Here is a 15618-nt window from a genome sequence, read left to right as displayed (position 1 = left end):
ACTTATGCGATCGTCGGCAGCGTCAGATGTTTATAAGAGACAGCCCCAACCCTCCCCCGCAAGCGGGAGAGGGAGCGCACCGCCTTCGCGGCCGCCATTCGACCTGATCTCACCATGCCTCAACCGAACAACCGCATTAGCAGGGCCTTGCCGACCGGCGCCGCACGCACGCCTTGGAAGGCGCGGACATATTCGCCGGCATAGAATGCGCGCACGACATTGACCCGCGTCGCCACCGCATCCTCGAAGCGGACGCCGAAGCCGTCGCGGGTGCGCCGGACCACGGTCGCGGCCACGTTCTGTCCGTAGACATTGCATTTGATCAGGGAACCGATGGCGGGCGGGACGGGATCGATGAAGCGCGCGCCCGAGATCGAGATGTCGGCCATCCGGATCAAGCGCATCTCGCCGCCGTGATGGATCAGGATCGGCTCGTCGCGTTCGAACCGCTCGGCCTTGCGGCGCCGCGGCTGCTCGATGCAGATGAAGCACACGATCGCGAGCACGACGCAATTGTACAGGCTCCAGGCCAGCGCCAGCCCGCCATAGGCGATGCTGTCGCCGCGCAGATGCAGGATGAAGGCATAGGCGATCGCCAGCAGCGTGATCAGCAGGGCGGCGCCATAGAGCCGCAGCAGCGGCCATTCGATGAAGCGGCGATTGCGGTCACCGCCCTTGGCCGTCACCTTGAACTTGTGGCCCTGCGGCCTGGCGAGGCCGGTCACGACCGCCTTCAACACCGCGGGCGCCGCGATGTATTGCGACACGTCGGTCATGATCGCGAGCGAGCGGCCGCGCGAGATCCAGGCCATCGTGAAGGCGTGCCAGACATAGAACGGCAGGAAATATTTCAGCAGCTCGAACAGGTCGGCATGGACCGCCTTGATCCCGAACAGCAGATAAAGCCACGGCACGATCAGGCCGAAAACCTTGGTGCCATAGACCGCCGCCCAGCTCATGAACGCGTCGACCAGCGACAGCCGGTCCATGAAGGCAAGCTTCGATTGCCGCGAGAACGGCCCGCTGCGGCCGCGGAAGATCTGCATGAAACCGAGACACCAGCGCCCGCGCTGCGTGATGTATTCCTTCAGTCCCTCCGGCGCGAGGCCGATGGTCAGGCGCTCGTTCAGATAGACCGTGCGCAATCCCTTCTCCTTCAGGCGCAGCGTGACGAGGTAATCCTCCGTCACCGAATCGGTCGGGAAGCCGCCGATCTGCATCAGGCCGGAGAAGCGGATCAGCGACGAGGTGCCGCAGCAGAACGCCGTGTCCCAGGCATCCTTGGCCGGCATCAGGATATCGAAGAAGAAGCGCTGCTCGTCGGGCCACACATCGGTCGCCGCGAGATTGGTCTGGATCGGATCCGGGTTGATGAAGTGCTGCGGCGTCTGCACGACGCCGACGCTGCCGTCCTGCATCAGGCTCATCGCCCGGGTCAGGAAATCCGGCATCGGGACAAAATCCGCATCGAGGATCGAGATGAACTCCGGCCGCTCAGCCAGCCCGGAAACGTGCTGGAGCGCATGATTGATGTTGCCGGCCTTGGCGTGGCGGTTGTCCGGGCGGGCCAGATAGTTGCAGCCGAGCTCCTGGGCGAGCCGGCGCAGCCAGAGCCTGCGCCCGTCGTCGAGCACCCAGACGCGGTAGTTCGGATAGTTCAGCCCGGTCGCGCCGATGATGGTGCGCTCCAGGATCGCCTTCTCCTCATTGTAGGTGCAGATGAAGACGTCGACGAGCGGCGCATCCGCGCTCACTCTGGATCGACGCAGGATCGCATTGACCTCGGGTGAGCGGTCGATGGTCCGGCTGAGGAACAGCAGCGACAGGCACACCGCGATCATCGAGGCCGCCTCGGCCGCAACGAAGGGATAGCCGACCAGCGCGTCGGCGGTGAGGCCCGGAGGCGGCAAAGTGTGGGTCACCCGCCACGCGAAATAGTGGACCAGCAGGACGAACGACATGCCGGTCATCATGACGCGGGCCAGGATCTGCTCGCGGTGGAGCAGGGGCAGGATTGCAAGACAGGCGCCGAAGGCGACCAGCCCGGGCGCAAATGCCGCCATCATGACTTTGCCGCGTCCGCGTTGAACACCACGCGTCCGGTGCGGCCGACCGCGCAATCCTTGCCCGTGGTGTCGAGCGCCGGCATCGAGACCGTCACCCGATACGGCTCCTTGTTCAGCGCATCCGGATTGATCGCGAGGTTCGCGGGCGCGCCCGACGCGCCGGTGAGATTGACGATCTCGCCCTGCAGCGCGGCGCTGCCGTCATTCGGCTCGAAGCTCGCCTGCTCGCCGAGCTTCAGCCCGTTGTAGACGCTCTCGGTGACGTTCGCGGTGACCACCGCACCGCTGCAGTCGAGCAGCTTGAGCAAGGGCTGCCCGGCCCTGACGTCCTCGCCAGGCGAGGTCATCATCTCCCAGATGCGGCCGCCGACCGGGGCCTTGATGTCGGCTTCGGCCCGGTTGACGTAGTGCAGCTGCTCGGCGGCGATCTCGTGGGTCAGCCAGTCGATCTCGGCATCGGCATGCGCCAGATCGGCGCGCAGGTCGCTGACGCGCTGGCGCATCTCCTCCTCGCGCTGCACGGAGCTCGGCCGGTCATTGTAGCTGTCGCCGAGATAGGTGCCGTTCCTTGCCGCGGTGAGCTCGACCTTGGCGGCGTCGAGGCGCCGCCGAGCGCCGATTTCGGTCTGCTGCGAGATCGCCTGCTCGCGCGTCAGGCGGGCCATTTCGACCGTCGATACGCTGCCCGATTTGATCAGCGACGACGCCCGCTCGACGGCGGCCACGGCCTCCTCCCGCCGCGCGGCGGCGGCCTCGATCGCGGTCTGGATTTCGGCGATCCGGGCCTCGAGCTGGAGGATGCGGCCGTCACGGAACTGGCCGGCCTGGCGGGCAAGATCCTGTTGCGCCGTCTCGGCGGCCGCAAGCTTGGCGGCCAGACTCGGGCGCTCATTTTCCAACCGGGACATCTGTCGCCGGAGATCATCGAGCCGCGCGCGATCGCCGCGCGCGTTGACGACATGAAGGATCGCGTCACCCTCGCGAACCACGCTGAGCTGCGTGGATTTCTGCGGCTTCGCGCTCACGGTGCCATCGATCGGTGACCGCAAGGTCACGATCCTGGCATTGACCACGGCCTCCACGCTCGACGTCTGCAACACGGCCCTGAGCGGCAGCCATCCGAAGATGGCGACGATGGCAAGGCCGATGCCGACCTTGAGCAGGCGGCGAACTATCCGGCCTGAGCCTGCGGGCGCTTCGGGATGGGGAGCGCTATCGCTGATCGGCTCGTCATGCTCCGGCTGCAGCCGTTCCTGCAGATCGCGCTGCAATCCCCGTGCGCCCTCGGCCTCTTCCCTGGCGACGGAATTGTTGGCTTCGGGAAGCGGCTTGTGCTGCTGTGCCTGATTCATGATGACCGGCCCCTGATCTGTCAGTGCGCGAACCAACGCACAGCTCTGCAGAGCGATGCCGTTGCCGGACAGATCCAATAATCAGGTGCTTCAAAAGCGGCTAAAGCGAAGGGGGCATCTTTCGAAAAAATTGCCGCAATTTGCCGTGGTCGGGACCCTGGCGCGGGAGCCGGGCGTCGACGGGTCGTTCCCGGTGCGCCATTACGCAGCTGAGGGCGCCTGCAGGACTGAGCCCGGAATCCATCAGGCCGGGGCTAGGCGGGAATGGATTCCGGGCTCTCACGGAGGCTGTGATCGGACCCGTCTTGCGCGACCCAGGCGTGAGCAGCCAGCGCTTCGGTCCCGGCAGCCTGCCGGACTTCGAATTCAGGGCCGGCTACCGCCCTGAATCCGGCACGTCGAATTGCGGCTGCAGCGCCGCCAGGCTCGCTCCCAGCAAGGCCAGATAGTTGGCCTGACAGACCACAACGCCCAGATCGAATGCGTCCAGCAGATCGATCCACGGGCTGTCGGCCAGCGTGCTTGCTGTTTGCTTGCCACCATCGATAACGGAAGGCTGGAAGCTGCGATCGCGTCTCCGAGGCCTTGCCAAGTGGTCGACGTCGTCGGAGCAAACGATCAGATGCAGGCGCGCGCTGGGCATTTCAATCTCCGTCTCTGATTGGCGATTGCTGAACCCCGGAAATCTCTACCGTCATCGAGTTACCCAATAAGCGTAGTCACCGGGATGGAACGGGCCATTGAACGGAGGTTGATCCGACCGTTACATTCGGTGGGGACGACTCATACTTGAGTTTAGGTCGCAACCTGGACCTGAGCGCGCTCGACGGCTTCGCGTTCTGCGCGATCTCACGGATGTGGACCGCCAAAAAGGCCGGCGTGATCCCGTCCGGACGGCAAGAAAGCTGCTAATGTACAGTCTGTTGGGAGGGCGACGTTGTCGCCGCTGATGGTAGCAGTCACCTAGCGACGCAGCGCGGCCCATGATGATGGCCAAGTGCCGGTGCTGCCGATGATCCGCGACCCGACCACGAAGTCCTGGTCGGCCGAGCAATGGCTGCTCGGCGGCATGGTGCTGGCCTTGGCGGCAACCTGCATCGGGCTGTTGCTTGGTCCGCAGCCGGCAGCTTCCGCCCACCTGATTGCCCTGGCGCTGCTCGTCGCGTCGCTGACCGCCGCATTGCTGATGATCCGCCTGGTTGGCCGTTCGCAAAGGCGGATGGAAGCCATGTTGCGCGGCCGAGCTAGCGGCGAGGAGCGCGCGATGGAGGCGCTGCGCAACAGCGAAGCGCAATGGAAGGAGGTATTCGAACACAACCCGGTCATGTACTTCATGGTCGACGCAACGGGCCTCGTGCTGTCGGTCAACACGTTCGGCGCGGCACAACTCGGCTACACCGTCGACGAACTGCTCGGACAATCCGTGCTGCGGGTCTTTGCCGCCGAAGACCGGGATATGGTCCAGCGCAACGTCGCGGCATGCCTCGACAACATCGGCCAGACCCACAATTGGGAGATCCGGAAGGTCCGCAAGGACGGTTCACGGCTTTGGGTTCGCGAAAACGCCAAGGCCGTGCGGCGGCTGGGCGATCAGCTGATCGTGCTGATCGCATGCGAGGATATTACCGAACGAAAGCACGCCGAAAATGCGCTGCAGCAGAGTGAAATGTATCTGACCGAAGCCCAGCGATTGAGCCACACCGGCAGCTTCGGCTGGCACGTCGCCAGCGGCGAGATCATCTGGTCCGAAGAGACGTTCAGGATCTTCGAATTCGACAGGGCTCCTTCCATCACACATGCCACGGTGCTGCAGCGCGTCCATCCGGATGATCGCGCCCGCGTGCAACGGACCATCGACCGCGCCTCGCTCGACGGCAACGACTTCGAGCACGGCTATCGATTGCTGATGCCCAATGGGGCGATCAAGTTTGTTCACGCGAGGGCGCATGCGGTGACGAACCTTTCGGGCGACACCGAATTTGTCGGAGCGGTCACCGACGTGACCGCCCGCAAGCGAGCCGAGGCGGAATTGCACGAAGCGCAAGCCAACCTCGCGCACGTCACGCGCGTGACGGCGCTCGGCGAGCTCGCCGCATCGATCGCCCATGAAGTGAACCAGCCGCTCGCCGCCGTGGTCACCAATGCCGCGGCATGCCTGCGGTGGCTCAACCGGGCGGCCCCCGATCTGAACGAAGCCCGCGGCGCGGTCAGGTCGATCATCAGCGACGGCAACCGCGCGGGCGAGGTGATCCAGCGCGTCCGCGCGATGGTGAACAAGACGACCGATCAGAAGGCGTCGCTCGACATCAATGACGTCATCAACCAGGTGATCGGCCTGGTGCAGCATGAACTGCAGAGCCATCTCGTATCCTTGCAGCTCGACCTCGCTCCCGCGCTCCCGTCGGTCGTCGCCGACCGTATCCAGCTGCAGCAAGTCATCCTCAACCTGGTCCTCAATGGCATCGAGGCCATGCAGCCGGTCACGGACAGGCCGCGGGAACTCGTGATCCGGACGCGCCATGATGAGGCCGGGCAGATCGTGGTCACGGTCACCGACTGTGGTGTCGGGATCGCCGCCGAGAATGCCGAACGGCTGTTCGACGCCTTCTACACCACCAAGGCGAGCGGCATGGGAATGGGATTGTCGATCTGCCGATCGATCGTCGAGGCCCACCGAGGCCGCCTGTCCGTGGCCGCAAACATCGGCCCCGGCACGACGTTCCAGTTCACCTTGCCACTGCGCGAAGAGGATCATGCATGGTGACCGGGCGCGCCGCATCGCCTTCGGGCCTGGCAAGCGCCGAAGATCCAATCGTCTTCGTCGTCGACGACGACGCGTCCGTGCGCGACGCACTGAGCAATCTGTTCCGATCCGTCGGCTTGCGGACCGCAGCGTTCGGCTCGGCGCATGAATTTCTGCAGCGCAAGCCCCCGGATGTCCCGAGCTGCCTGATCCTCGACATCAGGCTGCCGCGGGTGAGCGGGCTGGACTTTCAGGCGGAGTTGGCGAAGGTCGGCATCCACATTCCGATCATCTTCATGACCGGCCACGGCGATATCCCGATGACGGTCAGGGCCATGAAGGCCGGCGCGGTCGACTTCCTGACCAAGCCGTTTCGCGATCAGGACATGCTGGATGCCGTCACGACAGCGATCGAGCGCGACCGGAATCGTCGCGATGAGGCCAAGGTTCTCGCAAACCTGCGCGCCGCCTTCGCGACCCTGACGCCGCGTGAACGCCAGATCATGAGCCTCGTCACCGCGGGGCTCATGAACAAGCAGGTCGCCGCGGAAATCGGCGTAGCCGAGATCACGGTCAAGATCCACCGCGGGCACATCATGCGGAAGATGGCGGCGAAATCGTTGCCCGACCTGGTCAGGATGGCACAGATGCTCGGCATCGGGCAGGCATCCGGCGGGGCGCAAACCTAAGTATGATTCTCCGGCCCCGATTGGCGACGCACTGTGGTCGGCACAAGATCGCACCACCAGGGGCCCCTCCGGGCCGGGAAAACCTCCTTGCCAAATCCGCCAGTGATATCAATCATCGACGATGACATGTCGGTTCGCGCCGCGACCGACAACCTCGTCAGGTCGCTGGGCTACGCGGTCGAGACCTACGCGTCGGCCGAGGAATTTCTGCACTCGCCTCGCCTGAACGACACATCCTGTGTGATCGCGGATGTCAGGATGCCGGCCATGAGCGGGCTCGACCTGCAGAGCCACCTGATTGCCAGCGGACGCCGCTTTCCGTTCATTTTCGTCACGGCGTTCTCCGTCGAAAGCGATCGCATACGGGCACTGAAGGCTGGAGCGATCTGCTTTCTGAGCAAGCCCTGCGACGGGGACGTCCTGATCAAATGCCTCGATACCGCCCTCGCGCAGCACAGCACAGCGCCGGGTGCGTGAGTTGAATCAGCCATCACCGGGCCGGCTATACGCAAGGATGATGCCACAAAACATCTGGACAAGTTGCGCATGGATGGCGGCGGCGCGAGAGTTCGCATCGTCGTCCTTCGGGAAGATCGACGGCAAGGACAGCACCAGACATTTTGATTGGCAGATGGCAATTCCTCGGAGGGAGGTCGCCATGCGTGCGGAACCGCGCTGCGCCCAGTGTGACAGCGAAGAGCCCAAGATCATCTGTTTGCGAAATCCGGCGGGTGAACGCTATTGCGGACGCCTGTGCCTTTACAAAGGTCAGGAGAATTTCATCCGCTGGTTCACGCGTTCGAATGCGGAGGCAGTGTCATGACAGCCCGTTGCGGAAACCCGGGATGCAAACGGCCCTTCGGGCTGATCCGGCATAGCTGGTATTTTGAGCAGTTTTGCTCGACGAAGTGCCGCGACGTCCACAAGCGGCAGCTGGAGCGCAACAAGGCCTATTGGAAGTGGCTGTATCCCTTCCCCAGAACCGGCCCCTCATCGAAAAGCCGATCTGACAGCGAGTGCCAACAGCGCTTGAGGGAATCTTCATGACGACGGTCGATGCGATGCTGGCAGGAGCGATCCTCGCGTGGGTGCCCTCGTTCGTTGTGTTCCTCTATATCGTGCGCGATCTGCGCAACATGCCCCGCGAAGATCTCGATTGATCGGCGCACCGGCTGCTGAAGTGGGCCGCTACACCTCCACGCCTTCGTGACGCAGCAGCCAGCGCTTGCGCTCCAGCCCGCCGCCATATTTGACCAGCGAGCCGTTAGCGCCGATCAGGCGGTGGCAGGGCACGACGACGCTGATCGGGTTGGAGCCGTTGGCATGACCGACCGCGCGCATCGCGTTCGGCGCGTTCAGTTTCGCCGCCAGCGCGCCGTAGCTCATGGTGGTGCCCGGCGCAATCTTCGGCAGCGCGTGCCAGACCTTCTGCTGGAACGGCGTGCCGGCGACGCGCCATTCGACATCGGTGAGCCGATCGAGATCGCCCTTGAAGTAATCGCCGAGCGCCTTGCGCATCGCAGCCGGCGCGCGGCCGTCCCGCAGCGTCACGGCGCCATAATGCAGCCGCAGCAGGTCGAGCATGCGCCCTTCATAGTCGTCCCAGTCGAGCGCGCGTAGCACGCCGTCATCATCGGTCACCAGCAGCGCGGTGCCGATCGGGGTCTTGAGGCGGTCGAGGTTGAAAGTCGTTGCAGTCTCGCGGTCGGCCATCGTCATCGCTCTCGGAGTTGCTCGGCATACAATTCACCGCTCGCATGCTAGCGTCCACCCGAATTCCGGTTAGAGCATTTTTGAGCGAAGTGGACACCGGTTCGCGTGAAGAAAACGCGTCAAAACAAGAATTTTGAGCTTCGGTTCTGGTTCAATCAGAACCGAAGCTCTGGGGGGATCGTAATATGCTGTTGCTTGCCAATGCTCTGGTCGCGGTGGTGGCCGCGCTGCACATCTATTTCCTTGTGCTCGAGATGTTCCTGTGGACCAGGCCGCTCGGGCTGAAGACCTTCCGCAACTCGATCGAGAAGGCAACGGATTCTGCGGTGCTCGCCGCCAATCAGGGGCTCTATAACGGCTTCCTCGCCGCCGGACTGATCTGGGGTCTGGTGCACGGCGACGCCGGCTTCGCGTTCCAGATCAAGACATTCTTCCTGCTCTGCGTGATCGTCGCCGACGTCTATGGCGCCGCCACTGTCAGCCGCCGCATTCTTTATGTGCAGGCAGCTCCGGCTGCGCTCGCGCTGATCCTGCTCTGGCATGCCTGACGACGGCTCTGCTTCACCTCGCCCCGCTTGCGGGGAGAGGCATAGGCCGCCTACGGCGGCCGTCCTCCAGAACGCCGAAGCGAAGCTTCGGCTATGTCGCATGCAGCGTAGCGGAATGCGATCCGGGTGAGGGGGTACGGGTGCGTCCGCGAGCATCGCAGGCGGAGAAAGCCCCTCACCCCAACCCTCTCCCCGTAAGAACGGGGAGAGGGAGAAGACGTACGCTGACGCGACATCGCGCGCAGGGTGCATCGTCTTGCAATGCCCCCGACGTTCCTCCATCATCCCTGACAACGGTGACATCCGCCGGCCGTCGCTTGCGGACAAGATCACCGGCAACATGGGAGGTCACGGACATGAGAAGCGTGCAATTGCTCGCTGCGACGGCGCTTGCGATCGCGTTGTCGGTTACATCGGCCACCGCGCAGAAGAAATACGACGTCGGCGCGACCGACACCGAGATCAAGATCGGCCAGACCGTGCCGTTCTCGGGCCCTGCATCCGCCTATGCCGGCATCGGCAAGACCCAGGCCGCCTATATCAAGATGATCAACGAGCAGGGCGGCATCAACGGCCGCAAGCTCAACCTGATCCAATATGACGACGCCTATTCGCCGCCGAAGGCAGTCGAGCAGGTGCGCAAGCTCGTCGAAGGCGACGAGGTGCTGTTCACGTTCCAGATCATCGGCACGCCGTCGAATGCCGCCGTGCAGAAATATCTGAATGCCAGGAAGGTGCCGCAGCTGCTCGCCTCCACCGGCGCGTCGCGCTTCTCCGATCCGCAGAATGCGCCGTGGACGATCGCGTTCAACCCGAACTACCAGTCGGAGGGACGCATCTATGCCAAATACATCCTGGCCAATCACCCGAACGCCAAGATCGGCATCTTCTACCAGAACGACGATCTCGGCCGCGACTACATCACCGGCCTGAAGAGCGGACTCGGCGACAAGGCCGCGAGCATGATCGTCACCGAGGTGTCCTACGAGCTGACCGACCCGACGGTCGATTCCCAGATCGTGAAGCTGAAGGCCGCCGGGGTCGATTTGGTGTATGACGCCTCGACACCGAAATTCGCCGCGCAGGCGATCCGCAAGATCGCCGATCTCAACTGGAACCCGGTGCACATCCTCGACATCAATGCGAGCCCGGTGTCGGCGACGCTGAAGCCGGCCGGTCTCGACATCTCCAAGGGCATCATCTCGACCAATTACGGCAAGGATCCCGCCGACCCGCAATGGAAGGACGATCCCGGCGTGAAGGCCTATTTCGCGTTCATGGACAAGTATTATCCGGAAGGCGACAAGCTCAACACCGTCAATACCTACGGCTACTCGACGGCCGAGCTGCTGATCCAGGTGCTCAAGCAATGCGGCGACGACCTCACCCGCGAGAACCTGATGAAGCAGGTGACCAGCCTGAAGAAGTTCGTGCCGAGCCTCGCGCTGCCGGGCATGTCGATCACGACGGGACCGAACGACTACCGCATCAACAAACAAATGCAGATGATGAAGTTCAACGGCGAGCGCTGGGAGCTGTTCGGCCCGATCATCGAGGACACCGGACCGGCGGGCTAATGGCTTCGCCATTTAAGACCCGTCATGCTGAGGAGGCCGCGCAGCGGCCGTCTCGAAGCACGACGGCCAGTTGGGGCCGTTCATCCTTCGAGACGCGCTACGCGCTCCTCCAGCGACAAAGGCGTAGCCTTTGCGCGGGGATGACGGGGATAATGCGGTTGCGGCGGGAGGTTCGACGAACTCAACCCACCTTCCGTGACACGCTCAGCGCGCCCGCGAGCGTCCCTTTTTCGCACTGCCCCCTACTTTGGTTGACTGAAATCGCTCACCTTTTCGGCAGCGCTCGTCTTGCGTTGCAATAACGGTTCCTCCAGTATCCCGGCCCAGCGATGGCGACCACGGGACCTTGAACCCGCGGACAAGATCATCGGCCAACCATCAGTCACGTGAGGGAAACAGCATCATGAGGAACGGGATTTTCCACCTGGTCACGGGAACGGCGCTCGCGATTGCGCTGTCCGCAAGTCCGGCCTTTGCGCAGAAGAAATACGATCCCGGCGCGAGCGACACCGAGATCAAGATCGGCCAGACCGTCCCCTTCTCCGGACCGGCCTCCGCCTATGCCTCGATCGGCAAGACCCAGGCGGCCTACTTCAAGATGATCAACGATCAGGGCGGCATCAACGGCCGCAAGATCAACCTGATCCAGTATGACGACGCCTATTCGCCGCCCAAGGCCGTCGAGCAGGTGCGCAAGCTCGTCGAGAGCGACGAGGTGCTCTTGACCTTCCAGATCGTCGGCACGCCGTCGAACGCCGCCGTGCAGAAATATCTCAACGCCAAGAAGGTGCCGCAGCTGTTTGCCGCCACCGGCGCCTCGAAGTTCACCGACCCGAAGAACTTCCCCTGGACGCTCGGCTTCAACCCGAACTACTTCGTCGAAGGCCGCATCTACGGCCAGTACATCCTGAAGGAGCATCCCAACGCCAAGATCGGCGTGCTCTATCAGAACGACGACCTCGGCAAGGACTATCTGAACGGCATCAAGGCCGGCCTCGGCGACAAGGCCGCCAAGATGATCGTGGCCGAAGCCTCCTACGAGGTCTCCGACCCGACCATCGATTCCCAGGTGATCAAGATCAAGGATGCCGGCGCCGACCTGTTCTTCTCGGCCTCGACGCCGAAGCAGGCGGCGCAGGCGATCAAGAAGATCGCCGAGCTCGGCTGGCACCCGATCCACATCGTCGACATCAACGCGACCTCGGTCGGCGCCGTGCTGCAGCCGGCGGGCCTGGAAGCCTCCAAGGGCCTGATCAGCACCAATTACGGCAAGGATCCGGCCGATCCGCAGTGGAAGGACGATCCGGGCATGAAGCGCTATTTCGACTTCATGGCCAAGTACTATCCCGACGGCGACAAGAACTCGAACTTCAACACCTATGGCTACTCGACCGCCCAGCTGATGGTGCATGTGCTGAAGCAGTGCGGCGACGACCTGACCCGCGACAACGTGCTGAAGCAGGCGACCAACCTGAAGAATGTCGAGCTCGACATGGCGCTGCCCGGCATCAAGGGCAACACCGCGCCGAACGACTATCGCGTCAACAAGCAGCTGCAGATGATGCGCTTCAACGGCGAGCGCTGGGAGCTGTTCGGCCCGATCCTCGAGGACGCCGGCCCGGCGGGTTAGTGTTCGCGCAGGTTTGAATGCGATCGGCGGCCTCCGGGCCGCCGATTTGTTTTTGCGATGAGCGCCGCCATCTATCCCCGTCACCCTGAGGGGCCGCGAGGCGGCGTCTCGAAGGGTCGACGGCCACCAGCCGGGCCGTGCACCCTTCGAGACGCGCTACGCGCTCCTCAGGATGACGGCATAGAAATCTCGCTTCCTGCTCTCACCCCGGAATCTCGCCGAAATTCTTGCCTACCGGCAGCACCGCATGCCGGATCAGGCGAGAATCGTCCACCGCGGCCTGGCGATGCTTCACCGCCTCGCGATAGACGGGATCGCGGATCATCTCGACGAAGGCGGCGACATCAGGATATTCCGCGATGAAGCAGTGATCCCAGCGCTCCTCCTGCGGACCGATCAGCATCAGCTCGAAGCGGCCTTGCCAGACGATGCGGCCGCCGAGCCGTTCGAACACCGGCCCGCTCTCGCGGCCGTAGGCCGCATACGCCTCCGCGCCGGTGGCCTTGCGGCCGTCGGGATAGGCGGCCCATTCGCGCAAGCGCACCAGGTTGAGCATGTGGATCGGGCCCGGCCGGTTGTTGTCCCGGAATTGCGCGAAGACGTCCTTGGTCGGATCGATATGGCCCATGCGGTGCTCCTTCGTTTTCTTTTTCCCTGGCGCGATCGCTCGATCGCGCTCTTCCATCCTGTTTGAGCATGATCTCCGCGCAAACGCTCCGCATTTGTCGCGAGGGAAAACCGATGCCCACTTTTCCTGATCATGCTCCTTATGTAGCACGCGCCGCCTCACCTCCTAATCCCCCGTTAAGCTTTGCGTAACCGCCCCTTAAACCGGGAACGCTAGCGTGCGTCCCTGTCAGGGTGTGAGCGTTGCGGATGGCGTGGGGACGTAAAAAAGGTGGTGCGCGCAAGGAGCCGCTGTTCGGGCTTCCGGCCGCGCTTGCCGACCTCAGACTGTCGCCATCCGATCGCATTCCCGGCGGCGACGACGACAAGCCCGCCAAATCCAAACCCAAGAGCACCGACAAGGGCAGCGATTCCGGTAGCGAGAAACCGCGCCCGTCGCGCAGCAGCAGCAAGCGGCGCAGCAAGTCGCGCGGCTTCGGCATCGGCCGCCTGTTCTATTGGACCGCGGTGCTCGGCCTGTGGGCCGGCATTGCCGTGATCGGTGTCGTGGTGTGGGTCGGCGCACATCTGCCGCCGATCCAGTCGCTGGAGATTCCCAAGCGTCCGCCGACGATCCAGATCGTCGGTATCGACGGCAGCGTGCTGGCGCAACGCGGCGAGATGGCGGGCGCCAACATCGCGTTGAAGGATCTGCCGCCCTATCTGCCGAAGGCCTTCATCGCCATCGAGGACCGCCGCTTCTATTCGCATTTCGGCGTCGACCCGGTCGGCATCCTGCGCGCGGCGGTGACCAACATCCTGCATCGCGGCGTCTCGCAGGGCGGCTCGACGCTGACCCAGCAGCTCGCCAAGAACCTGTTCCTGACCCAGGAGCGCACCATGCAGCGCAAGCTGCAGGAGGCCGAGCTCGCGCTCTGGCTGGAGCGCAAGCATTCCAAGAACGAGATCCTCGAGCTCTATCTCAACCGGGTCTATTTCGGGTCCGGCGCCTATGGCGTCGAGGCCGCAGCCCAGCGCTATTTCGGCAAGTCGGCGAAGAACGTCACGCTGCCGGAAGCCGCGATGCTGGCCGGCCTCGTCAAGTCGCCGTCACGGCTGGCGCCGAACCGCAACCCGGAAGGCGCGGAGCAGCGCGCGCAGATCGTGCTCGCGGCGATGGCCGACGCCAAGTTCATCACCGAGGCGCAGGCCAAGGCCTCGATCGGCCAGCCCTCGATTGCGGTGAAGCCGGCCGGCGCCGGCACCGTAAACTATGTCGCCGACTGGATCGGCGAAGTGCTCGACGATCTGGTCGGCCAGATCGACCAGGACATCGTGGTGCAGACCACGATCGATCCGAAGCTGCAGAACGTCGCCGAAGCCGCCATCATCGATGAGCTCGCCGCCAAGAGCGTGAAGTTCAACGTCAGCCAGGGCGCGCTGGTGGCGATGACGCCGGACGGCGCGGTGCGCGCCATGGTCGGCGGACGGAACTACTCCGAGAGCCAGTACAATCGCGCGGTTACCGCGAAGCGGCAGCCGGGCTCGGCGTTCAAGCCGTTCGTCTATCTCACCGCGGTCGAAGCAGGGCTGACGCCGGACACCATCCGCACCGACGCGCCGCTCGACATCAAGGGCTGGAAGCCAGAGAACTACACCCACGAATATTTCGGCTCGGTGACATTGACCCAGGCGCTGGCGATGTCGCTGAACACGGTCGCGGTGCGGCTCGGCGTCGAGGTCGGCGCCAAGAATGTGGTGCGTACCGCGCACCGGCTCGGCATCTCCTCCAAGCTTGAGCCCAACGTCTCGATCGCGCTCGGCACCTCGGAAGTCTCGGTGATCGAGCTGGTCGGGGCCTATGCGCCGTTCGCCAATGGCGGCTATGTGGTGTCGCCGCATGTGGTGACCAAGATCAAGACCAGTTCGGGCAAGCTGCTCTATGACCGTCCGACCGATCCGCCCAACCAGGTGATCGAGCCGCGCTATGATTCGATGATGAACAGCATGATGCGCGAGACGCTGATCTCGGGCACCGCGCGCAAGGCGGAGATCCCGGGCTGGACCGCCGCCGGCAAGACCGGCACCAGCCAGGATTATCGCGACGCCTGGTTCATCGGCTACACCGCCAAGCTCGTCACCGGCGTCTGGCTCGGCAATGACGACAATTCACCGACCAAGAAGGCGACCGGCGGCGGCTTGCCGGTCGAAGTGTGGACCCGCTTCATGAAGGCGGCGCATCAGGGCGTGCCGGTCGCGGCGATCCCGAACTCGCAAGGGAGTTGGGGGCCGGCGAACCTGATGCAGATCTCGTCGCAGGTCACCGCGCCGTCGGCGCCGGCGGGACCGATGCAGATTCAGCCGCCGATGCAGGCACCGCAGCCGCAGGCGCCGGTGCCATCCGGCGGCGGCTATTATCGCCCGCCATCGCCGACGCCGGCCCGCGCCTCGGCGCCGCCCAACCCGAATGCGCGGCCGGAGGCTGCGGCTGGACTGGACGGCTGGCTGGCGGATCGGTTGTTTCGGTAGGGCGCCGGGCGGACGAACCGCGTGGCTTCGTAGCCCGGATGGAGCGGAGCGAAATCCGGGGACAGGTCGCGCCGCGTTGAGAGCCGCCCCGGATTGCGCTTCGCTCCATCCGGGCTACGCACGTGGATCCAGACGCCGCGGTTTATCCGCTGAAATACAGCTGTC

The 15618-nt window shown here is 64.0% G+C and carries 13 protein-coding genes; 7 read left to right on the top strand and 6 right to left on the bottom strand.

Annotated features, from left to right (window positions below):
* Positions 1-119: 119 nt before the first annotated feature.
* The 3 genes from AC1VNY_RS36755 to AC1VNY_RS36745 all read right to left on the bottom strand — a co-directional run bounded on the left by AC1VNY_RS36755 (position 120) and on the right by AC1VNY_RS36745 (position 4061).
* Entirely contained in the window at positions 120-2066 is a 1947-nt protein-coding gene (locus AC1VNY_RS36755) for a glycosyltransferase (RefSeq protein WP_482408831.1), read from the bottom strand.
* Entirely contained in the window at positions 2063-3418 is a 1356-nt protein-coding gene (locus AC1VNY_RS36750; protein ID WP_482408830.1) for an HlyD family secretion protein, read from the bottom strand. The genes AC1VNY_RS36755 and AC1VNY_RS36750 overlap by 4 nt, the downstream gene beginning before the upstream one ends.
* 376 nt (positions 3419-3794) lie before the next feature.
* Entirely contained in the window at positions 3795-4061 is a 267-nt protein-coding gene (locus AC1VNY_RS36745; protein ID WP_482408829.1) for a hypothetical protein, read from the bottom strand.
* 354 nt (positions 4062-4415) lie between these two features.
* Here AC1VNY_RS36745 and AC1VNY_RS36740 point away from each other — a divergent pair, with 354 nt between their 5' ends.
* The 3 genes from AC1VNY_RS36740 (at position 4416) to AC1VNY_RS36730 (ending at position 7327) form a co-directional block, all read left to right on the top strand.
* Positions 4416-6182, top strand: a complete 1767-nt coding sequence (locus AC1VNY_RS36740) for a PAS domain-containing sensor histidine kinase (RefSeq protein WP_482408828.1) — start codon at positions 4416-4418, stop codon at positions 6180-6182.
* Complete coding sequence (locus tag AC1VNY_RS36735; RefSeq protein WP_035631798.1) at positions 6176-6850, top strand: response regulator transcription factor; 675 nt, start codon at positions 6176-6178, stop codon at positions 6848-6850. The genes AC1VNY_RS36740 and AC1VNY_RS36735 overlap by 7 nt, the downstream gene beginning before the upstream one ends.
* A 102-nt stretch (positions 6851-6952) precedes the next feature.
* Positions 6953-7327 carry a response regulator transcription factor gene (locus tag AC1VNY_RS36730; protein ID WP_411783459.1) on the top strand — a complete coding sequence of 125 codons (375 nt, stop codon included), beginning with the start codon at positions 6953-6955 and terminating at the stop codon, positions 7325-7327.
* Positions 7328-7333: 6 nt separating this feature from the next.
* On the opposite strand, the gene AC1VNY_RS36725 is transcribed toward AC1VNY_RS36730, so the two are convergent.
* Together AC1VNY_RS36725 and AC1VNY_RS36720 are read right to left on the bottom strand one after the other, a co-directional pair.
* Complete coding sequence (locus AC1VNY_RS36725; protein ID WP_482408827.1) at positions 7334-7510, bottom strand: hypothetical protein; 177 nt, start codon at positions 7508-7510, stop codon at positions 7334-7336.
* Between the two features lie 528 nt (positions 7511-8038).
* A complete protein-coding gene (locus AC1VNY_RS36720) occupies positions 8039-8563 on the bottom strand; it encodes a methylated-DNA--[protein]-cysteine S-methyltransferase (protein WP_482408826.1) in 525 nt (174 codons plus the stop codon).
* A 185-nt stretch (positions 8564-8748) separates the two neighbouring features.
* Here AC1VNY_RS36720 and AC1VNY_RS36715 point away from each other — a divergent pair, with 185 nt between their 5' ends.
* The 3 genes from AC1VNY_RS36715 (at position 8749) to AC1VNY_RS36705 (ending at position 12318) form a co-directional block, all read left to right on the top strand.
* Positions 8749-9111 (top strand): DUF1304 domain-containing protein, encoded by a 363-nt coding sequence (locus AC1VNY_RS36715; RefSeq protein WP_482408825.1) that lies wholly within the window; start codon positions 8749-8751, stop codon positions 9109-9111.
* Between the two features lie 356 nt (positions 9112-9467).
* Positions 9468-10688, top strand: a complete 1221-nt coding sequence (locus tag AC1VNY_RS36710) for an ABC transporter substrate-binding protein (protein ID WP_028341470.1) — start codon at positions 9468-9470, stop codon at positions 10686-10688.
* Positions 10689-11091: 403 nt separating this feature from the next.
* On the top strand, positions 11092-12318 hold the full coding sequence (locus AC1VNY_RS36705; protein WP_038387645.1) for an ABC transporter substrate-binding protein: 1227 nt from the start codon (positions 11092-11094) through the stop codon (positions 12316-12318).
* A gap of 202 nt (positions 12319-12520) precedes the next feature.
* On the opposite strand, the gene AC1VNY_RS36700 is transcribed toward AC1VNY_RS36705, so the two are convergent.
* Positions 12521-12946, bottom strand: a complete 426-nt coding sequence (locus AC1VNY_RS36700; RefSeq protein WP_482408824.1) for a DUF1330 domain-containing protein — start codon at positions 12944-12946, stop codon at positions 12521-12523.
* 248 nt (positions 12947-13194) lie between these two features.
* Here AC1VNY_RS36700 and AC1VNY_RS36695 point away from each other — a divergent pair, with 248 nt between their 5' ends.
* Complete coding sequence (locus tag AC1VNY_RS36695) at positions 13195-15453, top strand: transglycosylase domain-containing protein (protein ID WP_482408823.1); 2259 nt, start codon at positions 13195-13197, stop codon at positions 15451-15453.
* Positions 15454-15618 lie beyond the last annotated feature (165 nt).

This window comes from Bradyrhizobium ferriligni (assembly GCF_056837965.1).
Note: the sequence above shows the minus strand (reverse complement) of the source record. Positions and strands in the feature narration are given on the sequence as shown.